The sequence below is a fragment of the Kribbella pratensis genome (assembly GCF_004366075.1).
In the GTDB taxonomy this organism is placed as follows: Bacteria; Actinomycetota; Actinomycetes; order Propionibacteriales; family Kribbellaceae; genus Kribbella; species Kribbella pratensis.
The window spans coordinates 377,671-400,310 of sequence record NZ_SODU01000004.1; the positions used below are offsets into that span (position 1 = coordinate 377,671).

20 protein-coding genes are annotated in these 22,640 nt (G+C 69.5%); 10 read left to right on the forward strand and 10 right to left on the reverse strand.

Going from position 1 to position 22,640, the window contains the following annotated elements:
* The first annotated feature begins 122 nt into the window (after window positions 1-122).
* Window positions 123-899: an S-methyl-5'-thioadenosine phosphorylase gene (locus EV137_RS34245; protein WP_134132233.1), complete on the forward strand. Its 777-nt coding sequence runs from the start codon at window positions 123-125 to the stop codon at window positions 897-899.
* Complete coding sequence (locus EV137_RS34250; protein WP_134132234.1) at window positions 896-1,921, forward strand: NAD-dependent epimerase/dehydratase family protein; 1,026 nt, start codon at window positions 896-898, stop codon at window positions 1,919-1,921. The genes EV137_RS34245 and EV137_RS34250 overlap by 4 nt, the downstream gene beginning before the upstream one ends.
* Here the strand turns inward: EV137_RS34250 and EV137_RS34255 are convergent.
* Both EV137_RS34255 and EV137_RS34260 read right to left on the reverse strand, forming a co-directional pair.
* On the reverse strand, window positions 1,901-3,046 hold the full coding sequence (locus EV137_RS34255) for a sensor histidine kinase (protein ID WP_134132236.1): 1,146 nt from the start codon (window positions 3,044-3,046) through the stop codon (window positions 1,901-1,903). The two genes, EV137_RS34250 and EV137_RS34255, sit on opposite strands and share 21 nt — an antisense overlap.
* Window positions 3,043-3,741: a response regulator transcription factor gene (locus EV137_RS34260; protein ID WP_134005759.1), complete on the reverse strand. Its 699-nt coding sequence runs from the start codon at window positions 3,739-3,741 to the stop codon at window positions 3,043-3,045. Before EV137_RS34260 ends, EV137_RS34255 begins: the two co-directional genes overlap by 4 nt.
* Before the next feature lie 122 nt (window positions 3,742-3,863).
* On the opposite strand from EV137_RS34260, the gene EV137_RS34265 reads away from it, so the two are divergent.
* The 5 genes from EV137_RS34265 to EV137_RS34285 all read left to right on the forward strand — a co-directional run bounded on the left by EV137_RS34265 (window position 3,864) and on the right by EV137_RS34285 (window position 8,948).
* Window positions 3,864-4,514 carry a glycosyltransferase family 2 protein gene (locus tag EV137_RS34265; protein WP_134005761.1) on the forward strand — a complete coding sequence of 217 codons (651 nt, stop codon included), beginning with the start codon at window positions 3,864-3,866 and terminating at the stop codon, window positions 4,512-4,514.
* Complete coding sequence (locus tag EV137_RS41195; protein WP_202871271.1) at window positions 4,511-5,767, forward strand: DUF2064 domain-containing protein; 1,257 nt, start codon at window positions 4,511-4,513, stop codon at window positions 5,765-5,767. The genes EV137_RS34265 and EV137_RS41195 overlap by 4 nt, the downstream gene beginning before the upstream one ends.
* A 269-nt stretch (window positions 5,768-6,036) precedes the next feature.
* Window positions 6,037-7,209: a glycosyltransferase 87 family protein gene (locus tag EV137_RS34275; RefSeq protein ID WP_166680093.1), complete on the forward strand. Its 1,173-nt coding sequence runs from the start codon at window positions 6,037-6,039 to the stop codon at window positions 7,207-7,209.
* Entirely contained in the window at window positions 7,166-8,014 is an 849-nt protein-coding gene (locus EV137_RS34280; RefSeq protein WP_134132238.1) for an ATP-grasp domain-containing protein, read from the forward strand. The genes EV137_RS34275 and EV137_RS34280 overlap by 44 nt, the downstream gene beginning before the upstream one ends.
* Before the next feature lie 7 nt (window positions 8,015-8,021).
* Complete coding sequence (locus tag EV137_RS34285; protein ID WP_134005767.1) at window positions 8,022-8,948, forward strand: threonine ammonia-lyase; 927 nt, start codon at window positions 8,022-8,024, stop codon at window positions 8,946-8,948.
* Here EV137_RS34285 and EV137_RS34290 read toward each other — a convergent pair.
* Both EV137_RS34290 and EV137_RS34295 read right to left on the reverse strand, forming a co-directional pair.
* A complete protein-coding gene (locus EV137_RS34290; RefSeq protein WP_134006062.1) occupies window positions 8,945-10,390 on the reverse strand; it encodes a glycosyltransferase family 87 protein in 1,446 nt (481 codons plus the stop codon). The two genes, EV137_RS34285 and EV137_RS34290, sit on opposite strands and share 4 nt — an antisense overlap.
* Before the next feature lie 83 nt (window positions 10,391-10,473).
* Window positions 10,474-10,965, reverse strand: coding sequence for a MarR family winged helix-turn-helix transcriptional regulator (locus EV137_RS34295; protein ID WP_238175755.1), 492 nt, complete (start codon window positions 10,963-10,965; stop codon window positions 10,474-10,476).
* A 40-nt stretch (window positions 10,966-11,005) separates the two neighbouring features.
* On the opposite strand from EV137_RS34295, the gene EV137_RS34300 reads away from it, so the two are divergent.
* Complete coding sequence (locus EV137_RS34300; RefSeq protein WP_134132241.1) at window positions 11,006-11,902, forward strand: DMT family transporter; 897 nt, start codon at window positions 11,006-11,008, stop codon at window positions 11,900-11,902.
* Here EV137_RS34300 and EV137_RS34305 read toward each other — a convergent pair.
* Entirely contained in the window at window positions 11,881-12,573 is a 693-nt protein-coding gene (locus tag EV137_RS34305; protein ID WP_134132242.1) for a glycoside hydrolase family 12 protein, read from the reverse strand. The two genes, EV137_RS34300 and EV137_RS34305, sit on opposite strands and share 22 nt — an antisense overlap.
* A gap of 121 nt (window positions 12,574-12,694) precedes the next feature.
* Between EV137_RS34305 and EV137_RS34310 the strand changes: the two genes are divergently transcribed.
* Window positions 12,695-13,720: a LacI family DNA-binding transcriptional regulator gene (locus EV137_RS34310; RefSeq protein ID WP_134005775.1), complete on the forward strand. Its 1,026-nt coding sequence runs from the start codon at window positions 12,695-12,697 to the stop codon at window positions 13,718-13,720.
* Here EV137_RS34310 and EV137_RS34315 read toward each other — a convergent pair.
* The 5 genes from EV137_RS34315 to EV137_RS34335 form a co-directional block, all read right to left on the reverse strand.
* Window positions 13,696-15,609 (reverse strand): beta-galactosidase, encoded by a 1,914-nt coding sequence (locus EV137_RS34315; RefSeq protein WP_134132243.1) that lies wholly within the window; start codon window positions 15,607-15,609, stop codon window positions 13,696-13,698. The two genes, EV137_RS34310 and EV137_RS34315, sit on opposite strands and share 25 nt — an antisense overlap.
* Window positions 15,606-17,768, reverse strand: coding sequence for a WD40/YVTN/BNR-like repeat-containing protein (locus tag EV137_RS34320; RefSeq protein WP_134132244.1), 2,163 nt, complete (start codon window positions 17,766-17,768; stop codon window positions 15,606-15,608). The genes EV137_RS34315 and EV137_RS34320 overlap by 4 nt, the downstream gene beginning before the upstream one ends.
* A gap of 7 nt (window positions 17,769-17,775) precedes the next feature.
* The gene (locus EV137_RS34325) at window positions 17,776-18,678 is read right to left on the reverse strand and encodes a carbohydrate ABC transporter permease (RefSeq protein ID WP_134005780.1); all 903 of its coding nucleotides are present in this window, start codon (window positions 18,676-18,678) and stop codon (window positions 17,776-17,778) included.
* The gene (locus tag EV137_RS34330) at window positions 18,675-19,583 is read right to left on the reverse strand and encodes an ABC transporter permease (RefSeq protein ID WP_134132246.1); all 909 of its coding nucleotides are present in this window, start codon (window positions 19,581-19,583) and stop codon (window positions 18,675-18,677) included. Before EV137_RS34330 ends, EV137_RS34325 begins: the two co-directional genes overlap by 4 nt.
* 76 nt (window positions 19,584-19,659) lie before the next feature.
* Window positions 19,660-21,324: a type 2 periplasmic-binding domain-containing protein gene (locus tag EV137_RS34335; RefSeq protein ID WP_134005781.1), complete on the reverse strand. Its 1,665-nt coding sequence runs from the start codon at window positions 21,322-21,324 to the stop codon at window positions 19,660-19,662.
* Window positions 21,325-21,433: 109 nt separating this feature from the next.
* Here EV137_RS34335 and EV137_RS34340 point away from each other — a divergent pair, with 109 nt between their 5' ends.
* The gene (locus tag EV137_RS34340; RefSeq protein ID WP_134132247.1) at window positions 21,434-22,624 is read left to right on the forward strand and encodes an ROK family transcriptional regulator; all 1,191 of its coding nucleotides are present in this window, start codon (window positions 21,434-21,436) and stop codon (window positions 22,622-22,624) included.
* Window positions 22,625-22,640 lie beyond the last annotated feature (16 nt).

Genomic DNA, 22,640 nt, shown 5'->3' on the forward strand with positions numbered 1-22,640 from the left:
ACCAGAAATCGCGCGGAAATTTGGTTGGTGGGTTCTCAAAGTTGAACTGAGGGGGCTTACGGGGCGGTGACGGTGGGGCGGATGGGGTGATGGGTGGGTTGGGGCGGCATTAGCGTCGGGGTATGGCTGAGATTGGTGTGATTGGCGGGTCCGGGTTCTACTCGTTTCTGGCTGATGCGGAGACCATCGAGATCGACACGCCGTACGGCGCGCCCAGCGAGCCGCCGCTCGTTGGTGACCTCGACGGGCGGGAGGTCGCGTTCGTCCCGCGGCACGGCGCCGACCATCGGTTCCCTCCGCACCGGGTGAACTACCGCGCGAACCTGTGGGCGCTACGCGAGCTGGGCGTCCGCCAGGTCCTCGGCCCCTGCGCGGTCGGGTCGCTCAGACCCGAGCTGACCCCCGGCACCTTCGTGGTCCCCGACCAGTACGTCGATCGCACGTGGGGCCGGGAGCACACGGTGTACGACGAGGCGCCCGTGGTGCACACCTCCGCCGCGGATCCGTACTGCCCCGTCGGCCGCGCCACAGTGATTGCCTCCGGCAACGTCGTACCCGAAGGCACGATGGTTGTCATCAACGGGCCGAGGTTCTCGACCCGGGCCGAGTCGCAGTGGCACGCGGCGCAGGGCTGGTCGGTCGTCGGCATGACCGGCGCACCCGAGGCAGCCATCGCCCGCGAACTCGCGCTCTGCTACACGTCGATCGCTGTCGTCACCGATCACGACGCGGGCGTGGAGACCGGCACCGGCGTCACCCAGGCCGAGGTGTTCGACGCTTTCAAGCACAGCATCGAACGCCTGCAGGTGCTCCTTAAGGACGTGATCGGCCAGCTCCCGAAGGCTGACGCAGACTGCACCTGCCGCCACTCGCTCGACGGAACGGAGGCGGCTCGATGAGAGTCTTGCTGACGGGCGGGGCCGGCTTCATCGGCACCCACGTCCACCACCAGCTCGTTGCCGAGGGCCACGAAGTCACCGTCCTCGACTCCTTCCGCCCGGACGTACATGCCGCGCGCCCCGCGAGCCGCCCCGGCCTGATCGTCGGCGACATCCGCGACGCGGACGCCGTGACCAGAGCGCTGGACGGCGTCGACACCGTCATCCACCTGGCCGCGAAGGTCGGCCTCGGTGTCCATCTCGACGACATCGACGACTACGTCTCCTCCAACAGCCTCGGTACGGCCGTCCTCTTGAAGTCCCTCGGCAACGTCCGCAACGTCGTCTACGCCAGCTCGATGGTGGTGTACGGCGAGGGCCGCTACGACTGCGACGACCACGGACAGGTCGCCCCGGGCCCCCGACGTACCGAAGACCTCGGGCAAGGCCGCTTCGAGCCGCCCTGCCCGCACTGCGGCGCTCCGCTGCGGCCCGGTCTCGTCACCGAGGACGCTGCGCTGGACCCGCGGAACGCCTACGCGGCCAGCAAGCTCAACGGCGAGCATCTCGCCGCCAGCTGGGCCCGCGAGACGGGCGGCCGCGTCACCGCACTCCGCTTCCACAATGTGTACGGCCCCGGCATGCCACGCAACACGCCGTACGCCGGAGTCGCCGCGATCTTCCGCTCCGCGCTCGAACGTGGGGAGACGCCGCGTGTCTTCGAGGACGGCCGTCAACGCCGCGACTTCGTCCACGTCCGCGACGTCGCGGCAGCGGTCACGCTGTCGGCGACCGCCCTCCCCCACCAGCCACCGTTCACGGCGTACAACGTCGGCAGCGGCACCGTCACCACGATCGGTGAGGTCGCCGCCGAGCTGGCCCGCGCGTACGGCGGCCCGCCGCCCGTCGTCACCGGTGAGTACCGCCTCGGCGACGTCCGGCACATCACCGCCTCGTCCGACCGCCTGAAGAACGAGCTCGGCTGGAAGCCGGCGTACGACCTGCAGGCCGGCCTCGACGACCTACTCCACTCGGCCGGCTAGGACCGGCGGAAGGTCGATCTCGAAGGCGCACCCGCCGTCGACGTTGCTGACGGCAATCTTCCCGTCATGGGACTCGACCACACCGCGCGCGATCGCGAGTCCCAGCCCGCCGCCGCCCACGTCGGGTGTGCGCTGCTCGTCGCCGCGCCAGCCGACGTCGAAGACGCGCTCCAGATCAGCAGCGGGAATCCCGCCGCACCCGTCGGTCACCGCGAGCCGGACCCGCCCGTCCAGCTCGCGATCGACCGTCAGCGTCACCGTCCCGCCCGCCGACGTGTGCCGGATCGCGTTCCCGACCAGGTTGGTGACCGCGCGCGTCAACTCGTCCGGATCCCCTTGTACGGCGAGCCGATCGTCGTCACACGGTGTCGACACGGACAGCTGAACGCCCTCCGCCCGCGCATGCTCGCTGTTCTCCCCCGCGACGTCCTCGGCCAGCTCCCGCAGGCTCACCGCCGACCGTCGGCGCGGCGGCGGCGCCGTCGACAACCGCGACAGCTCGAACAGGTCGTCCACCAGCCCGGTCATCCGGTCGACCGTCGACCGCATCTGCCGCAGCGCGCCCGGTACGTCGTCGATCACGCCGTCCTCGAGGCCTTCGGACACGGCCCGCAACCCGGCCAGCGGCGTCCGCAGGTCGTGCGACATGAACGCCACCAGCTCCCGCCGGCTCGTCTCCAGCGCCCGTTCCCGCTGATGCGACGCGGCGAGCTTCTTCCGCGTCATCTCCAACTCGTCCCGCAACGTGGCCAGCTCCGCGGGCACCACCCCGCCGGCGCCTTCCGTCGGCTCGTACGACGTCCCGAGATGACGCAACCGCCGCCCCACATCCCGCGACCCGACGGCGACCCAGTGCCCGAGGAGCACCGACATCGCCAGCCCGAGCAGCGCCGCGAACGCCAGCGTCCACAGCACCACCCACGAGTCGTGCTCGGAGATGAACATCGCCCGCACGCTCTGCAGCACCGCGGCCAGCGCACCTGCCATCGGCGCCAGCGCCGCCACGATCATCGTGATCCGCAACGACCGCCGCCGGAAGCGCCACAGCACCACCGCGCCGACCGCCGCCACCAGCAGCGTCCACCCCGTGGTGAGCGCCAGGATGGTCGCCATGTCCTTGTTCACGACGCGTCACCGGCGAACAGGTACCCGGTGCGCGGCACGGTGAGGACGAGCTTCGGGTCCGACGGATCCGCCTCGATCTTCTCCCGCAACCGCCGTACATGCACGGTGACCGTCGACGAGTCGCCGAAGTCCCAGCCCCACACGCGACGGAGCAACTCGGCCTTCGTGTACGCCTTGCCCGCATGCGACACCAGGTACGCCAGCAGGTCGAACTCCCGGTGCGTCAGCGACAGCTCGTTCTCGCCGAGGTACGCGCGCCGCGCCGCCGTGTCGACCATGACCGGCCCCGCGCTCAGCTTGGTCGGCGTCAGATCGAGCCCGGCCAGCCGCTCCTCCCGCCGTACCATCGCCTGCACCCGCAGCGTCAGCTCCCGCGGGCTGAACGGCTTGACCACATAGTCGTCCGCACCGACCTCGAGCCCGACCAGCCGGTCCTCCTCCTCGCCGCGCGCGGACAGCATGATCACCGCGGCACCGTCGTCGGCCGCACGCATCCGGCGCAGCACCTCGAGTCCGGACAGTCCGGGCAGCATCACGTCCAGTACGACGACCGACGGCTTCCACTGCTGCCACACCTCGACCGCCGACGCACCGTCCGCGACCACGCGGGCGTCGTACCCGGCCTTGGTCAGGTACGCCGAGACGACGTTCGACACGGTCGGGTCGTCGTCCACCACTAGAACACGAGTAGCCACGCTCAGAGCGTAGATCCTCCGCCCGTCCCGCAGCCGCACCAGCACCGGAACGCAGTACGCCGTAAGCGACCCGTAGTCGTGTTCAGGCCCTGGCGACGCGAGTTCGTCCTTACCGTCGAAGCATGTCCGTCGATCTCGTGCTGCCGTGCCTGAACGAGGCGGCCGCCCTGCCCTGGGTCCTCGAACGCCTCCCACCCGGTGTCCGCGCCATCGTCGTCGACAACGGCTCGACCGACGACTCGGCTGCCGTTGCCGCTCGGCTGGGCGCGACCGTCGTGCGGTGCGAGGTGAAGGGGTACGGCGCTGCGTGTCATGCCGGCCTGGAGGCGGCCGACGCCGACATCGTGGCCGTGATGGACGCGGACGCGTCGCTCGATCCGCGGCAACTGGTCCGCGTGACCGCGCCGGTCGTTGCCGGCCGCGCGGATCTGATCGTCGGCCGCCGGCGTCCGGTGTCGCGGCAGGTCTGGCCGTGGCATCTCCGGCTGGCCAACGCGGAGCTGTCCCGGCGGATCAGGCGCCGTACGGGCGTCGCTTTGCACGACCTCGGTCCGATGCGTGCTGGGCGACGTACTGCGCTGCTCGGACTCGGGCTGACAGATCGACGGTCCGGATACCCGTTGGAGACCGTGGTCCGCGCCGCCGACGCCGGATGGCGGATCGCGGAGGTCGACGTCGACTACCTCCCGCGCTCCGGCCGCTCGAAGGTCACCGGTACGCCGCTGGGCGCCGCGCGCGCCGTACTCGACATGTCGAAGGTTTTGGCGCGGTGAAGCGCGGCACGGTGATCGTGATTGCGAAGGAGCCGGTGCCGGGGCGGGTGAAGACTCGGCTGCAGAGCGAGTTCACGGCCGGAGAGGCAGCGGCGCTGGCGCGGGCGTCGCTCGTCGACACGCTCGGCGCGGTTCAGTTCGCGCCCGCGACGCGCCGGGTAGTCGCGCTAGAAGGCGAGCCGGGGCCTTGGTTGCCGCCTGGGTTCGAGGTCGTGAAGCAGCGCGGCGGCGGCCTCGACGAGCGGCTCGCGGCGGCGTTCGAGGACGTGTACGACGGTACGCCGATGGTCCTGGTCGGGATGGACACGCCGCAACTACGGCCGGAGCTACTCGGGTTCGCGTGGTCCGGGTATGACGCGGTGCTCGGCCTGACCGAGGACGGCGGGTACTGGTGTCTCGGGCTCCGTACGCCGGATCCGCGCGCGCTGCTCGGCGTACCGATGTCGACCGACCACACCGGGCGGGACCAGCTCCGTCGGCTGCTGGCGTTGGGATTGCGGGTCAAAATCCTGCCGACTCTGCGCGACATGGATACCCCGCGGGATGCGGCGTACCTCGCCGACGAGTTCCCCTCGCTGCGGGTGTCGCGGCTGTACCGGAGGCTGCAGCATGCGGCGCATCCGGGGCTGCTGTTCGAGCAGGCCCTCGGCGGTACGGCGCGAGTTGTTGCTACCGGCATCGATGGGCGGACTGTGCCGTCGCTGTCCGAGGTGGACCGCTGGACGGCGCCCGCGGACGACGTGGATCGGCTCGCGCTGAGTCGATGCGAGGGGCCCGTGCTGGACATCGGGTGCGGGCCGGGGCGGATCGTCACTGCGCTCGCCGAACGCGGAATCCCCGCGCTCGGGGTCGATGTGTCGCCGCGGGCGGTGTCGCTCACCACATCGCGTGGTGCGTCGGCGCTGCATCGTCCGGTGCAGGATCGGCTGCCGGGTGAGGGGCGCTGGGGCAGCGTGCTGCTGATGGACGGGAACATCGGGATCGGTGGTGATCCGGCCGATCTGCTGCGTCGCTGCGCCGAACTGGTCCGCCCCGACGGTCTCGTGCTGGTCGAGGTCGACCCGGACGACGATCTCGACGACGTCACCCCGATAGTCCTCCGCAGCTCCACCGGCCGCCGCTCCACCCCGTTGCCCTGGGCAAGAGTCGGCACCCGGGCCCTGATCCGGCACGCCCGTACAACTCACCTCCACCCCACCGAAGACTGGCGCACCCCCCACCGAGCCTTCCTGACCCTCCGCCGAACCGCATGACACCGCCACCCGCCCCGGGTCGCGACTTTGTGCACGGTTCAGTCAAATTCTGGCGCCGGGAATGGTCGAACGGGGCACAAAGTCGCCGGTTCATGTGGGTTGGGGGTGCTGTGGTGGGTGTGTGCGCGGGGGCGATCGCGGCCGCGCGGGCGCAGTGGTGGCCGGATGTGGTGTTGGTGGTGGGGACGGTTGTGGTCGCGGGGTTGGTGTGGCGGTTTGGGCGGGGGCTGAGTGTTGGGGTCGTAGTGGTTGTGGCGGGGTTGTGTCAGGTGCCGGGGCTGACACAGGCGCCGATCACCAGCACAGACGCCTACCGGTACGTGTGGGACGGGCGTGTGCAGTTGTCCGGGCATTCGCCGTACGGCTATGTGCCACTGGACGACTCGTTGGCGCCGCTGCGGGATCCTGTGCTGTTCCCTGGGTTGTCGCCGGACCAGCGCTCCGGTGTGACAGGCATCCCCGACGACCCGGCCCAGCTCCCGGTCGACGACGCCAGGACGCGGATCAACCGCCCCGGTGTGCCGACCATCTATCCGCCTGTCGCCGAGGCCTACTTCACCGTGGTCGCCCTGTTCACCCCGTGGTCTGCCGGCACCCTCGGACTCCAGATCGCGGCCGCATTGATCGCGATCGCACTCACCTGGCTACTCGCCGTACAGAACCCCCGCTGGGCCGCGCTGTGGGGTTGGTCACCGATCGTCGCTCTCGAAGCCGGCAACGCCGCCCACGTCGACGTCCTCGCCGCACTCTTCATCACGGCGGCCGTCGTCACCGCCGCCCGCAGACCGAAACTCGCCGCCGTCCTCCTCGGGGCGGCCGGCAGCGTCAAGCTCCTTCCGCTCCTGTTGCTCCCCGCGTTCCGCCGCCGGCGCCCACTCGTGGCCGTCGGCTCCTTCATCGCCTCGTACCTCCCCCACGTTCTTGCCGTCGGCACCTTGGTGCTCGGCTTCCTCCCCGGCTACCTCAACCAGGAAGGCTTCGAGGACGGCAGCTCCCGCTCCGCGATTCTCGCGCTCCTGCTGCCTCCTGAGGCCCGCCAGGTCGTCGCCGCGGCCCTCGCGCTCGCCCTCGCCGCCCTCGCCTTCCACCGCGCCCGCCGCGACCCGATCGCCCTCACCTGCTGCTGGCTGTACGGCGCGGCGCTCCTGATCGCCACCCCGACTTACCCGTGGTACGGCCTCCCGCTGATCGCCCTCGCCGCGCTGGCCGGTCGCCCCGAATGGATCGCCGTACCGCTCGCGTCGTACCTCGCCTACGCGAGCTTCGGCCACGACACCCGCCAGGGCCTCATCCACCTCACCGCCGCCGTCATCGTGGCCGGCGGCCTCACGATCCGTCACCAACTCGTTGCGAAGTCAGGTTTGACCACACCGCCCCTCCCCGCCAACACTGGCGAGCGTGACGAATCGCATCGCCCTGGCAACCTCGACCGAATACGCTGAGTTGCACCCTGACGAACGCCCGCTCCTCGACGCGCTGCGCGCCGCGGGCCTCGACCCGGTGGTCGAGGTCTGGACCGACCCGTCGGTCGACTGGTCCGCGTACGACGCCATCCTGCTGCGGACCGTGTGGGACTACTTCTGGCTGTACGCCGAATTCACCGAGTGGCTCGCGCAGCTCGACAAGGCCGGCGTACCCGTCCTGAACTCCACGGACCAGGTCCGCTGGAACAGCGACAAGCAGTATCTGCTCGAACTGCGCGAACGCGGTGTCGCGATCGTTCCGTCCCAGGTCGCGGCGGGCGCGTGCCTGCGCGAGGTCGTGGCCGGACTCACCGGTCAGCAGATCGTCGTCAAGCCGACCGTAGGCGGTAACGCCCTGCACACGGTCCGCGGTGTCGCAGGCTCTCCCGAACTCGAGCAGGCGCTCAACGACCTGCCGGACGTGGTGTACCTCGTGCAGCCGTTCGTGCCGGAGATCCAGTCCGACGGCGAGTGGTCGCTGCTGTTCTTCAACGGCGAGTTCAGCCACGCGGTGATCAAGCGCCCCGCGACCGGCGATTACCGCGTCCAGGAGTCGTACGGCGGCCAGACGACGCCGACGGACCCGCCTGCCGCCGTACTCGAGGGCGCCCAGGCGGCCCTGGCTGCCTCCGGCCCGACGCCGACCTACGCCCGCGTCGACGGAGTCGTGGTCAACGACCGCTTCCTGCTGATGGAGATCGAGCTCATCGAGCCGTACCTCTTCCTGCCGCAGTCTCCGGACGCGGCCGCCAAACTCGCCACCGCGGTCGCCGCGCGCATCTGACCAGCGTATGCCGACGCTCGAGGACATCCGCCGGGCCGCCACCGAGCTCGAGGGACGGATCCACCGGACACCGATGCTGACCTCGTCAGCTCTGAACGAACGATTCGCGGCCGACCTGGTGCTCAAGGCCGAGCTGTTCCAGAAGACCGGCAGCTTCAAGGTCCGCGGACTGCTGACGAAGCTCCTGCGGTTGACGACTGCGGAGCGCGAGCGCGGTGTCATCACGGTGTCGGCGGGCAACGCGGCCGGGGCGCTGGCGTGGGCGGCACGGGATGCCGGGGTGCCGGCGACGGTGGTGATGGCGGCGACCGCCGTGCCGGCGAAGATCGACGCGGCACGCGGCTACGGCGCGACCGTCGAGCTCGTCGAGGGTGACCTGATGGCGCAGTACGAGCAGATCCGCGACGACCGGCAACTCACCGGCGTGCACCCGTTCGACGACGAGGACGTGATCCTCGGGCACGCCGGCCTCGGTCTGGAGCTGTTGGCCGATCGCCCGGACCTCGACACCGTCCTGGTTCCGGTGGGCGGCGGCGGACTGATCTCGGGGGTCGCGACGGCGGTGAAACTGATGAAACCGTCGATCCGCGTGATCGGGATCGAGCCGGAGCAGGCCGACGTGGTCAGTCGCAGCCTCGCGGCCGGCGTCCCTCAGAAGCTCCTGACCGCACGGTCGATCGCCGACGGCCTCGCCGCACCCGTCTGCGGCACCCGCAATCTCCCGCTCATCCAGCAGTACGTCGACGACGTCGTCCGCGTGTCCGAGGACGCGCTGCTCGAGGCGACCCGCTTGGTGATGTCACGGACCAAACTCGCCCTCGAACCGGCGGCTGCGGCGCCCTTCGCGGCACTGATCGAGGGCCTCCGGCCCGAAGGCGTCACTGCCGCCGTGGTGAGCGGCGGCAACCTGGACGTCACCAAGCTGAGGTTCTAGGCCGTTGCCAGGTCTGTGCGGGCGCGGGATCTGACGCCGTCGCTGGGATCGTCGACCACGTCACCGTGACGTACCGGATCGTTCTCCGGGAGCAGGATGTCGCGGGCGACCACCAGCATCAGCCAGAGCGTGCCGGCCATCCGCAGGATCACCGAGAACCAGTAGATCCGGTCCGGGATCTGCGGGTCGCCAGGCGCCAGGAACTGCGCCAGATGCATCCACACCAGCATCCAGTAGAAGCATTCGCAGGCCTGCCAGATCAGCCAGTCACGCAGCCGCGGCCGGGCCAGCGCCACCAGCGGCAGCAGCCACAGCACGTACTGCGGTGAGTAGACCTTGTTGATCAGCAGGAACGCAGCCACCACCAGGAACGCGAGCTGCGCGAATCTGGGCGGCCGGGGCGCCATCAGGCCGAGGATCGCGATCGACAGGCACAACCCGGCGAAGATCACGATGTTCAGCTGGTTGACGTCCGCGACCTCGTGCTTGGCCAGCTTGAGGACGTACCAGATCGAGCCGTAGTCGCTCTCGCGCTCGTCGTTGAACTGCCAGAACGACAGCCACTCGTTCTTCGCGAGCAGGTAGATCGGCGCGTTCACCAGTCCCCACGCGACCGCTGCCGCCACCGTCGCCTGGATCCACGGCCACAGCTTCCGTCCACGGAGGCAGACGATCAGCAACGGACCGAGCAACAGGAACGGATAGAACTTCGCCGCCGTCCCCAGTCCGAGCAGTACGCCGAACCAGATGGGTTTCCCGCGTGACCACGCGAACATCGCCCCGGCGGTCAACGCGACCGCGAAGAGGTCCCAGTTGATCGTCGACGTCAGTGCGAGCGCCGGCGCCGCAGCGACGTACAGAGCGTCCAGCGGCTGTCCACGGGCCGCTCCCGGGCGTTTTGCGACTCCGCGCGCGGTCGCGACCGTGAGGCCGACGATCAGCAACGCACAGAGGAACAGCAGCACGGTGTTGACCAGGAAGAACACCCCGGCCGTGTCGCGCTTCTGCTCGACGGTCAGGTCCTTCTTCGGATCGCCGGTGACCAGCCAGGTGAGCTGCGCCGCGACCTCCATGAAGCCGCCGGTCAGTACCGGGTACTCCAGCACCGGGTAGTTGCCGGTGTCGAGGAACGGCCGGTTACCCTCCGCGAACCCGCGCTCCTGGTACAGGAACCCGATGTCGGAGTAGCAGAGCGCCTTGAACGGCCGCCAGCTCTGCCGGTCCCAGCCGGCCTCCATACACGGCGCCTTCTGCAGTACGCCGAGGCCGAACGTGATCGTGCAGACGGCAAGCGCGATCCGCAGCGGCGTCCACCACGACGAGCTGAGCCGGGCGAACCGCCCCGACGGTCCACCGAGCCCGACGGTCAGGCCGGCGACGGCCGGATCAGCCTCCGACGGCGTCTGCGCGAGCTCGCGATGTGGTCCGGTCACGGTGGGCATCATCTCCTATCGGCTCACCTTGCGACCAGGAGAGGTTACCCACCTGTCACCAGCGGACCCCCGCAACCGTCCTCGTGCGCGTGTCAGTCGGGTGGCTCCAGGCGGGCGAGCCAGGTCGTCAGGAGCTTCTCGAGCTGAGTGGTCTCGTCCGGTGTGAGTGCCTCGAGGAGGCGTTGCTCGTTGGCCATGTGGGCGGTGAAGGCCTTGTCGATCAGCCGCCGGCCGCTCGGCGTCAGGCGGACCACCCGGCCGCGGCCGTCGGCGTCGCTGCGCCGGCGATGGACCAGGCCGGCTTCCTCGAGCCGGTCGACCCGCTTGGTGACCGCCCCCGTGGTCACCATCGTGTGCAGGGCGATCTCCCCCGGCGCCCGCTCGTACGGCGCTCCCGCGCGCCGCAACGCCGCGAGGACGTCGAACTCACCCTCCGTCAGCCCGTACTTCGCGTAGAGCAGCGTCAGCTCGCCGGTGAGGTGGTTCGCGATCCGGTGCAGCCGCCCGATCACGCCCTGCGGGGCGGTGTCGACATCCGGCCGCTCGACCCGCCACTCCGCCTGGATTCTCGCTACGTGATCCACGAGTACCACTCTATCTTCCCGGGAAGATATAATGTTTTCCATGGAAGATACCTTCCGCTGGAGCCTCGTCACCGCGATCGCGCCGATCGCCTGGGGCACGAACTACTTCGTCACCCACGAGTACCTACCGCCCGGACATCCCTTGTACGGCGCGGTGTTCCGCGCACTCCCCGCGGGGCTTCTCCTGCTCGCCCTCGCCCGCCGCCTCCCCCGCGGCGTCTGGTGGTGGCGCTCACTGCTGCTCGGGATCTGCAACATGGGCGCGTTCTTCGCGCTGATCTACCTCGCGTCCCAACTGCTCCCGGTCAGCCTCGCGTCGACGATCATGTCCGCGGCGCCGTTCACCATGGCGCTCTTCGCCTGGGGCCTGCTCGCGGAACGCCCGACCGCTCAGGTCCTCACGGGCGCGACCGCCGGGATCGCCGGCGTCGTGCTGCTGCTCGGCGCCGGATCGAACGCGGTCGACCTGCGCGGCGTCGCGGCATCGGCCGCCGCGCTGACGATGTCCTCCTGCGGATACGTCCTGGCCAAGAAATGGGGCCGGGCCGGCGAGGGTCCGCTCGCGACGACCTCGTGGCAGTTGATCGCCGGCGGGGTCGTCCTGATCCCGATCGCGATCGGCGTCGAAGGCGCCCCGCCACGCCTCGACGGACCGGCCGTGGCCGGTTTCGCGTACGTCGGACTCGTCGCGACCGCACTCGCGTTCACGGCCTGGTTCGCGGGCCTCCGCAAGCTCCCCGCCGCAACGGTCGGGCTGATCGGGCTCCTCAACCCGGTGACCGGCGTACTGCTCGGGCTTCTGGTCTCCGGGGACGTCCTGAACCTGCGACAGGTCGGCGGGCTCGCCCTGGTGCTGCTCGGCATCACACTCAGCCAGCTCAGGGTGAACCCGCCGACCTCCTTGGGTCGGGTGCGTCAGTTGGACGTGACGGAGTAGGAGTTGCTGGTGAAGTTCAGGCCGCCGGACGACGAGGTGATCTCGAAGCCGAACTGGACTTCGCCGACGGTCGCATCACCCATCCAGCCCCGGCTGCGGATCCAGTTCAGGACGGCCTTGATGTCGACGGAGCCGGAGTTGGTGTTGGAAGTGCGGAGGAACGAGAACACCGCGTTGGCGCCGTTGCTGCCGCGGTAGACGTCCCAGGTGTGGCCGCCGACGCTGACCGTGGTCTGCTTGCTGCCGATCGGGCCGACCGCACCCTGCTTGTTCATCCACAGCATGATCTCGTAGGCGTTGTTGCCGGCCCAGATGTCGTAGGTCGACGAATACGATCCACTGCCGGGCCGCGACACGTTGAAGCTGCTGGTCAGGGTGCCGAGGGCGCTGACCGGCTTGCCGATGTTCCGGGCGGAGTGCGGGTACGACTTCACGCCGCCGGTGTTCGGGTGGTCGGCCCAGACTCCCCAGTTGCTGAAGGAGTTGGCCCAGATGGTCTGCGGTCCGGCGCCACTGCCCCAGACGTCATTGCGGACGGTGTACCCGCCGTTGGACCAGCTGCCGAACTTGTCCGACGACGACCACGCCGCCGCGTGCGCGGGTGCCGCAGTCACCAGGCCTGCGGCCAGTACTGTCAGTACTGCGATTGCTGCTTTCCACCATCTCTGCATTTCCATTCCTCTCGTCGAGCCCGGCCGGCGGCCGGACCTTGGGCGAACGCAGGGGAACAAATGGGGTGTCGAAGCGCTTCGACTGGGGTAGAACTGGGACAGGATCAGGAAAGGGGACGACGTGGTCACGATCGCCGACGTCGCACGGCACGCCGGGGTTGCGGCCAGCACGGTCTCGTACGTGCTCAGCGGCAAGCGGACGATCTCGACCGACACCCGGGAGCGCGTGCAGCGCAGCGTCCGCGCACTCGGCTACCGTCCGAACGCGAGCGCCCGCGCGCTGGCCAGCCAGCGGTCCAACGTGCTCGCGCTGGTGATCCCGCTGCGCACCGGTATGCATGTCCCGGTGATGATGCAGTTCGCCGCCGCGGTCGTGACCACGGCCCGCCGGTACGACCACGACGTACTGCTGCTGACCGCCGACGAAGGACCGGACGGGCTCGAGCGGGTCGCGCAGAGCTCGCTCGTGGACGCGCTCGTGGTGATGGACATCGAGCTCGACGACGAACGGGTCCCGGTCCTCCGGGAGCTGCCGATGCCGTCGGTGCTGATCGGTTACCCGGACGACGCCGACGGACTGACCTGTATCGACCTGGACTTCGTCGCCGCCGGCGCGCACTGTGTCGACCACCTGGCCGACCTCGGCCACCGTTCGCTGGCCCTGCTCGGGACACCGTCCGCGGTGTACGAACGGCAGACGGGCTTCGCGCAACGGACGCTGACCGGCTTCGCGGAAGCCGCCGAACGCCGCGGCGTGGTCGGCGTCGAGACGCCCTGTGAGCATACGTTCGACGCGATCCTGCACACGGTGCGTCAGCTGCTCGACGAGCACCCGGACATCACCGGTCTGGTGGTGCAGAACGAGCCGATCATCGGACCGCTCCTGGACGTCCTGCGCCGGCTCGGCCGCCGGGTGCCCGAGGACATGTCTCTGGTGGCGATCTGCGCGGACGACGTCGCCGAGCGGCAGGTTCCGCAGTTGTCGTCGGTCTCGATCCCGGCCGAGCGGATCGGCGACCAGGCGGTCGAGTCGCTGATCACGAAGCTCGAGGGCGGCGACGTACCGGCGTTGACGCTGCTGCCCCCGGCGCTCACGGCTCGCGAGAGCAGCTGCCAGGCCCCTCACCGCGATCTCACCACTGCGTAACCGCCAGGCGGCAACGGCAGCTCGCCGACGAGCAGCTCGCTCCCGTCGGCGGGTACGGCGACCTGGGTGTCACCGTGGTTGATCAGGAACGTCCACGTCGTCTCGCCGGCCCGGCGCCGTATTGTCTCGACCGGCGACGGTGATGGTGACAGACCCAGCAACGTCGCGGCGGTCTCGTCGTCCACCTCGGTCGACACGTACCAGGCGGTACCCGCACCGAACTCGTGACGCGTGATCGCGGGCTTGCCGTCCAGCACGCCACCGGCGTACCGATCGATCACCTCCGCCGACACGGCCCGGACGTCCTCACTCCACACCCGCCCGCGCCCACCGGACGACAGGGCGATCTCGCCGTCGATCGGCAGCGGGTGGAACTCCTCCACCCGGACGCCGAGAAGCTCCGTGAACGCCCCCGGATACCCGCCGAGCCGGACCCGCAGCTCGGGATCCACGATCCCGCTGAAGTACCCGACCACCAGCTGTCCGCCGCCTTCCACGTACGCCGTGAGCGCTGCCGCGGACTCGTCGCTGACCAGATACAGGCTGGGAACGACAACTGTCGTGTACGACGAGAGGTCCGCGGTGGGCGACGCGAAGTCGACCGTCACGCCGGCACGCCAGAAGTGCCGGTGCGTGGCTCGTACCGACTTGAGGTAGTCCAGCGCCGACGACGGCAGGTGGGTACCCTGCATCGCCCACCAGCACTCGGCATCCCACAGGATCGCGACCTCGGCCTCGACGTTGCTCTCGGCAACATCCGCCAGCTGTGGCAGGACCGCGCCGAACTCCGCGACCTCCCGGAAGATCCGGCTCTCCGGCCCAGCGTGCGGAACCATCGCCGAGTGGTACATCTCGGCCCCGCCGCGCGACGCCCGCCACTGGAAGAACAACGCGCCCTGCGAGCCGCGGGCGATGTGCGACAGGCTGTGCCGCGCCATCCGCCCGGGCTCTTTCGCCTGCAACCGGCGTCCGTCGTTGAGCGTCCCGGCCGCCTGCTCCATCAACAGCCACGGGCGGCCCCCGGCCCACGACCGGGCCAGGTCCGCGGCGAAGGCGGTCTGCTCCTCGGCACCGATCCCGGTCTCGTCCGGATAGTTGTCGATGGCCACGACGTCGACGGCCTCGGCCCACTGCGCATGATTCACCGGCACCCAGCTACCGAAGACGAAGTTCGTCGTGATCGGTAGCTCCGAGAACGTCCGTAGTTCGGCCTTCTGTTCGAGGAATGCCGCCAGCAGTTCGTCCGACCAGAAGCGTCGATAGTCCAGGTACTGGGTCGGATTCACCAGGTACTGCGTTTTCCGCGGCGGCTCGATGTCCGTCCAATCGGCGTACCCCTGGCTCCAGAACGCGGTCGTCCACGCCTCGTTCAGCCGATCGAGGTCGCCGTACCGCTCCTGGAGCCACTCGCGGAAACGTGCCGCCGCGAGCGAGCAGTGACACGTCGTGCCGTACTCGTTGTGCACGTGCCACATCGCGAGGGCCGGGTGATCGTGATACCGCTCGGCCAGCGTCCGCGCGATCCCTCGGGCGGCATCGCGGTACGCCGGCGCGCACGCGCAGTACGTGTCCCGGCTGCCGTGTGTCAGGTGTACGCCGTCCGCGGTGACCGGCATCGCCTCCGGGTGCAAGCGGCTGAACCACGGTGGCGGTGACGCGGTCGGGGTGGCCAGGTCGACGCTCACACCGCCGTCGTGCAGCAGGTCGAGCACCTGGTCGAGCCAGTCGAACTCGTACCTGCCCGGCGCGGGCTCCAGGGACGACCACGAGAACACCCCGACGGTCACCAGGTTGACGCCGGCCTGCCGCATCAGGGCGACGTCCTCCTTCCACACCCCCGGATCCCACTGCTCGGGGTTGTAGTCGCCGCCGTACCAGAGTCGTGTCATACCGGCTCACCGTAGGGGATCCCGAACCCGTTCGTGGAGAGGTACACCCGCCCGTAGACCCTCGGGTCACCCGCGATCGCGTCACCGGTGGAGGCGTACTGGTGCCGGTCGTCGTTCACACGCACCCAGGACGCACCGCTGTCGTCCGACCGGTAGATCCCGCGGACACCGGCGACCTTCCCGGACGTGTACGCGGCCATCTCCCTTCGGTGCGGCGCCGCCTTGCCGAAGCCGATCGTGTACGCCTCCTCGATCGTTGGCACGGGCAAGTACGTCGACCCGCGATCGACCGATCGGTACAGCCCGCCGGCACCGGCCGCGAGCCAGCAGTGCCCGGCCCGATCCAGCACGGTCTCGAGCTTCCCGCCGCCCGTCGGCAGACCGGTTGCCGTCGCCGTGAAGGCGGCACCCCCGTTCGTGCTCACGTACGCCGTACCGGTGGCCGGATCGAACCCGTAGAACACACTCCCGTCGACCCGATCGCCGGCGAGCACCGAGCCGGCAGGCAGGCCGGCGACGGCGATCCAGGTCGCGCCGCGATCGCGTGAGTAGTGCGCGACGAGATCGCCCGGTGCCCAGAGGATCGTTCGTGCGTCGGCGCCGACCGCGACCCGACCCGTCTGCGTCATACCGGACGGCTCGCCCGCGAACGGCTGCCAACTGCTCCCGGCATCGGTCGAGTACGCACCCCGCTCGCCGGCATTGGCGTTCGCGAGCCGTACGACGAATCCCGGGGCGAGCGCCGCGTAGTCCAGACTCGGCGACGTCCCACTGACCGGATTCGACGCCTGTCCGTCCGGCGGTACGACGTCCAACCGGTCGTGCCGGTAGACCCCGATGTCCCCGAGCGCGCTGATCAACGGCGGGCCCCACGGCGGACTGATCAGATCGAGGACGGCCGTCTCCTCGAGTCCCTGCGCACGGACCGACCAGTGCGTACTGCGACCCGCCTCCGCCCCGGTCACGTCGTCGGTGCCGAAGATCGTCGCACCGGTGACGTACAGGACCTTGTCCGAGTCGAACGGATCGATCGAGATGTCACCGATCATCCAGCCGAGCTTCGGGGTGCCGTGGAAGTTCAGGTACGGCGCTCCGGACGTGTCGAGCACGATCCGCTCGCCGATCGACTGCCAGGTCCGGCCGCCGTCGACCGACCGGAAGATGTCGTCGACCGGACCCCAGCGGCTCATCGTCGACACCATCACCGTGCCCGGCTTGCGCGGGTCGGTGGCGAGACCGCCGTACCCGAAGCCGGCTTCGCCACCGGTGTTCGGGCGCAACGGCGTGATGTCGGTCCACTCACCGGTCGCGGTGTTCAGCTTGTGAACGGCGCCGTCGTACATCTCGTACGGTCCGGGGAGATCGCCGTACGTGACGTAGATGTTGCCGTCGGCCCCCAGTTCGCCGTGGTGGGGCAGCAGCCCGGTCGGCTGCCCGGGGACCGCCGACCAGGTGCGGCCGGCATCGGTACTGCGGTAGAGCGGGTTCGCCGGATCCGCGACGCCGGCATAGATCGTGCCGTCGCGCCGGTCGAAGAAGACGAAGCCGATCCCGATCCCGGGATTCCCGGTCACCGGGAAACTGTCCACCCGGGACCAGGTCACGCCGCGATCGCCGCTGCGCCACAGCCCCTGATTGCGGGTGCCGAACAGCAGTACCCGGCCGTCACGAGGGTCGACGACGAGTCGCTCGCCCATCGAGCGGCCGGGCTCGTTGCCGCCGAGCTTGAACGGCAGGTCGGTGCGCTCGAAGGTCCGGCCCTGGTCGCACGATCGCAGGATCGCACCGTTGATCGGCGACCATTCGTTGGTGTAGGTGCCGGCCGCGAGGTAGAGCCGTTGCGGGTCCGCCGGGTCGAGCGCGAGACTCTCGACCCCGGTCCAGTTCCACTCGTCCCAGCCGATCCAGTGCAGCAGCTGCACCCAGCGCTGGGTGCGGTTGTCGAACCGCGCGGCTCCCCCGATGTCGGTCCGCGCGTACACCAGACCACGCTTGCGCGGATGGTGGACGATCCCGGTGACGAAACCGCCTCCGACGATCTCCACGTTGCGCCAGCGGTACTGGCCGCCCGCCGTCGTCGCCGCCGCCGATGGAATCGTGGCCGCGGCGAGAGCCGTGCCGGTGCCGAGGGCAAGGAAATGCCGTCGTGCCAGGTTCATCGTGACCTCATCCCTTCACCGCGCCGATGATGACGCCCTTCTGGAAATGCCGCTGGATGAACGGGTACACGAGCAGGACCGGCACGATCGCGATCACCACGATCGCCATCTTGATCGCCAGACCGGGCGCCGGTGACAGGCCCGCGATACCGGTCGCCACTCCGCCGGCACCCGTCGGCAGCGGCTGCTGCTGCACGATGTAGGTCCGCAGCACCATCTGCAGCGGCCACTTGCTGTTGTCGTTGATGTACAGCAACGCGTTGAAGAACGCGTTCCAGTAACCGACCGCGTAGAACAGTCCGACCACGGCGACCACCGCCTTCGACAACGGCAGCACGATCCGCCGCAGGATCGCGAACTCGCCGGCCCCGTCGATCCGGGCACTGTCGATCAGCTCGGTCGGGATACCCATGAAGAACGACCGCATCACGATCAGGTTGAACGCCGAGATCGCGGCCGGCAGGATCAGCGACGCGTAGTGGTCGATCAGCCCGAGCGCGTTGACGACGAGATAGCTCGGGATGATGCCCGGCCCGAACAGGAACGTCAGCAGCACGATGAACAGCAGCGGCCGGTGGAACAACGATCCCGGCCGCGACAACCCGTACGCCGCGAGCACGGTGATCCCGAGGCTGAACGCCGTACCGATCGCGGTGATCCCGACACTGATCAGCAACGCCTTCGTCACCACTCCGCCGGAGAGCAACTGCACGTACGCCGCAACCGTCAGTTCCCGTGGTACGACGACCAGCCCGCCGGCTCGGGTCACGGCCTCCGTCGACGACAGGCTCGTCACCACCACGACGTACAAGGGGAACGCGACCGCCAGCGCGATCAACGCCAGCACCACCGGTTTCCCGAACCGCCCGACCGGGGTCGGTTCTTCCTCCCAGACAGCTCGTGCACTCATGACTTGGAATACACCCCCTGCTCGCCCACCATGTGCGCGAATCGGTTGGCCAGCAGGACGAGGACGAGGCCGACGACACCCTTGAAGAGGCCGGCCGCGGCGCCGTAGCCGAAGTCGCCGACGAGCAGGCCCTGGTAGTAGACGTACGTGTCGAGTACCTCCGCGGCGCCGCCGCCGACGGCGCTGCGTTGCAGGATGAACTGCTCGAACCCGACCGTCAGCGCGTCACCCAGTCGCAGGATCAGCAGCAGGACGATCACCGGGCGCAGACCCGGCAGCGTGATGTGCCAGAGCCGTCGCCAGCGGTTCGCGCCGTCGGCCGCGGCGGACTCGTAGAGCTCCGGGCTGATGGTCGACAGCGCCGCGAGGAACACGATCATGCCCCAGCCGGCGTCCTTCCAGACGGCCTGCGCGGTGACGAGCAGGATGAACGTGTCCGGTTTCGTCATCAGGTCGACCGCCTGGTGCCCGTGGTCGCGCAAGGTCTGGGCGAGCAGGCCGGCGCCGCCGATCATCTGCTGGAACAGCGACACGACCAGCACCCACGAGAAGAAGTGCGGCAGGTAGACGACGCCCTGGATGAGGTTGCGGAGCTTCGACGACAGGACGCTGTTCAGCAGCAGCGCCAGGGCGATCGGGATCGGGAAGAAGAACGCGAGCTGGACCGCGGTGATCGAGACGGTGTTCGCGACCGCCTTCCAGAAGGCGGGTTCGGCGAACATCCGCTGGAAGTTCCCGAACCCGATGAACTCGCTGCCGCGAATCCCGGCGTACGGCGAGTAGTCCTGGAAGGCGATCACGTTCCCGAGCGTCGGGAAGTAGTGGAAGACGCCCAGCAGCACCACCACCGGCAGGACCATCACCAGCAGCGGCCAGTCCCGGCGGAGGCGATGGGTGAAACTCATCCCCCCCGCGCGACCGCGCTTGTGGCGCCGGGACGTCCGCTTGGCATCGGGTAGGCGCTCCGCCTGCGCCGGAGGCTTAACGACCGTTGTCACTGAGCACCTTCGCGTAGAACTCGCGGCCTTCGTTGCCGCCGTTGTCCTGCCACTGCTTGACGGCGGTCTTCAGCTCGCTGATCGGCTTGCGACCGCGGTAGATGTCCTGCAGGGCGTCGTCGAACGGCTGGTTCAGCGCCGCCATCTTGGCCGGCTGCTCGACCCGGATCCCGTCGAACAGGTTCTTCTCCCGGACCTTCGCGGACGCGTTCTGCCACGCGCTCATCGACTCGACGTACCCCGGGTACTCGCTCTCGGTGATCGCCGTCGGACGGCCGCCCAGGAAGATGTACGTCTGCGAGACCTCCTTCTGTCCCAGGGCGGTGAGCTTCGGGGCACCGGACGGCTGCTTCGTGTAGTGCTTGCCCTCGACGCCGTAGTTGTAGAGCTGGTACTCCTCGGTCCCGAACGGCGCGGCCGTGTAGTTCATCACGCCGAGCAGCTCCTTCACGCGCTCCTCGCCGAGCCCCTTCTTCACGAAGGTGAAGATGCCGGCGGGGTCGCCGCCCCACGTGATCGGCGTACCGCCGTCGTGCGCGAACGGCATCACCGGCTGCGGGTTGAACTTCGGGTTGGCCGTCTGCTGGCGTTGCAGCGACTCGTGCCAGCCTCCCGGCCCGTTCTGCCGGATCAGGAACTTGCCGCCCTCGAACAGCGCGTTCTCGTCCGCGCCGGCGTTCGCGACCACTTCCGGGTGCACGTACCCCGACTGGAACAGCCTCCGGATGAACGCCACCGCCTCCTCGAACTGCGGTGTCTCGATCTTGTTGACCAGCTTGCCGCCGGAGTCCTTGATCCAGCCGCCCGGCACCCCGAACGCCCGGTGGACCTCGTCGGCGACCGAGCCGAACGCCCACCGGCCCGCCTTCGCGTCGGTCAGTTGCTTGCCCAGCGCCAAAAGGTCGTCGGAGTTCTTCGGCGGCTCGGCGCCGAGCTGGTCGAGGATGTCCTTGCGGTACATCAGCATCCAGGGGAAGCCGTCCGACGGGAACGGCACGGCCTTCAGCTGCGAGTTCCAGACGCCGTACGCCCAGGCCCGGGTCGGCAGGTTCGCCAGCATCGGGTACGCCGACACCTTGTCGCCGGCCAGGTGCGGTGTGAGGTCCTCGAACAACTTGTCCGCGGCCTGGCCGAACCGGGTCAGGCTGGAGATGTTCCAGCCCGGGATGCAGAGCAGCTCCGGAACGTTGCCGGCCGCAAGGATCGGCCCGAGCTTGTCCCCGTAGTCGTTGCCGTTCAGGATGTTGAACTTGACCGGCGCGCCGATGCGTTCGTTGTTCGCCTCGAAGTACGAATTGCCGGCCAGCGGCGGGATCGGGCTCCACAGCGGCGTCATCGCCGTTACTTCCTTGCCGCTCGGCACCATCTTGTCCGGCACCGCCCGCTTGAGCTCGGCCGGGTAGTGCGAGTAGCCCGGCGAAGCGCCGTTCTCGCCCGGCAGGTCCGGCTTGACCGACTCGTACGGGATGTACTTCGGCAGCAGGCCGGACAGTTTGTCCTCGGTCTCGGCGCGGCCCGTCGTACTGGACCCCGAACCGCCGTTCGAGCATCCGGTCAGCGTCGCCCCGCCCGCGGCCGCCGCCGCGCCGGCGCCGAGCAGGGAGATGAAGGTGCGGCGGCTGGTGCCGCCGATCACTGGTCCGGTCACGGTGCATCCCCTAGACTTAGTTGGGCTAGTAGCCAAACAAATTAACGCAGAGCCGACAGCCCGGCAAGGTGTAGAACTGACCCAGCACTTCTTTCGGACGGGACGGACCTTGATCACACAGACCGCGGACCACACCGACATCCGCGCCACCAACCTGGCGGCGGTGCTCGGCTACCTGCGCCGGGAAGCCCCGTGCTCGCGGGCCGCGATCGCGGCCGGGACCGGGCTGAACAAGGCGACCGTGACGAGCATCGTCGGCGAGCTGCTGGAGCGCCGGCTGGTCCGCGAGACGCAGCAGACCCAGAACCACGTCGGCCGCCCGGCGACGCTGCTCGTGCTCGACGGCTCGGCGTACGCGACGATCGGGCTCGAGATCGGCGCGCGCGGCCTGACCGCGCTCGGCTGCGACGCGGCCGGTGAGCAGATCCTGCGCTGGCATCGCGCCGGACCGGGCGTCGACGCCGGCCCGGCGAAGACCATCGCCGCCGTCGTCGCGCTGGCCCGCCGGGCGATCACGACCGTGCAGTCCTCCGGCCGCCAGGTCCTCGGCATCACGGTCGGCGTACCTGGCCTGGTCAACCGCGACGGCGCCGTCGTACTGGCCGCCGGACTCGGCTGGAGCGACGTACCGCTGCGGGCCGAGCTCGCGGCGGCGCTCGGGCGGCCGGACATCCCGGTGACGGTCGACAACGACGCCTCATTGGGCGTGCTGGCCGAGCATCTCTACGGCCCTTACGCCGGTACGGCGAACCTCATCCAGCTCACCGGCGACACGGGGGTCGGCGCGGGCATCATCGTTGACGGCCGGCCGCTCGCGGGACATCTCGGGTACGTCGGCGAGATCGGGCACCTGCGTCTGGTCCCGGACGGACCCGCGTGTGGTTGCGGACGCCGCGGATGCCTCGAGGCGCTCGCCAGCCTGCCGGCGATCCTGGAGCAGGTAGACGGCAGCATCGACGACGACCCGCAGCACCAGCTCGAGACGCTGATCCGGCGCGCCCACGCCCAGGACGCCGCCGTCACGAAGGTGCTCACCGAGGCCGGAACCCACCTCGGCCACGGGATCGCCGCACTGGTGAACATCCTCAACCCCGAGGTCGTGCTGCTCGGCGGCGCCTACGCACTGCTCTCCGAGCACCTGTCGCCGGCCATCGACAAGGCGCTCCGTGAAGCCGGCATCGCGCCCGACGCCGGGGGGTGCACCATCGCCGCGTCCGCCTTCCCCCACACCGCCACTCCCCTGGGTGCCACCGCCCACGCCCTCACCCCGCTGACCCGCGGTCGACTGCCGGCCCGCTGAGCCCTCCGGAAAGCGT